Below are 352 nucleotides of genomic sequence, written 5' to 3'. Positions count from 1 at the left end.
CTCCAAGGGTTAGGCAGTTCTTGAAACTGGATTAAGTTGAAAAGGCTAGCAGTTCATCTGCTAGCCTTTTGGCCTACTGTAGTACTTTTACTATAGGTGGTCTAAAGCATGTGATGCTAGGTCATAACTCAGCGTTTGTTGCTTGCCATCTTTAACAAAAGTGCAGCTGACACTGTCTTGTTTCCACTCAATAAGTTCAACAGATACCGCTTGTTCATCAGACAAATCGTGCAATACCACAGCGTTAAATGTCGCTGCAGTGCTTCGAACAAGGGAATAAGCCAAATCACTAACCGCAGGGTTATCAGGTGCATAGCCACTAAGAATTTGGCATGCCTGATTACTCCAAATG

General features: G+C 43.2%; 1 pseudogene. It reads right to left on the bottom strand.

Annotation, left to right across the window (positions count from 1 at the left end):
* Positions 1-90: 90 nt before the first annotated feature.
* Positions 91-352, bottom strand: a pseudogene (locus AB4585_RS25205) (alginate lyase); the annotation flags it as partial.

The sequence above is a fragment of the Vibrio sp. 10N.222.49.C9 genome (assembly GCF_041474985.1).
In the GTDB taxonomy this organism is placed as follows: Bacteria; Pseudomonadota; Gammaproteobacteria; order Enterobacterales; family Vibrionaceae; genus Vibrio; species Vibrio crassostreae_C.
This window is presented reverse-complemented; position numbering and strand designations above follow the sequence as displayed.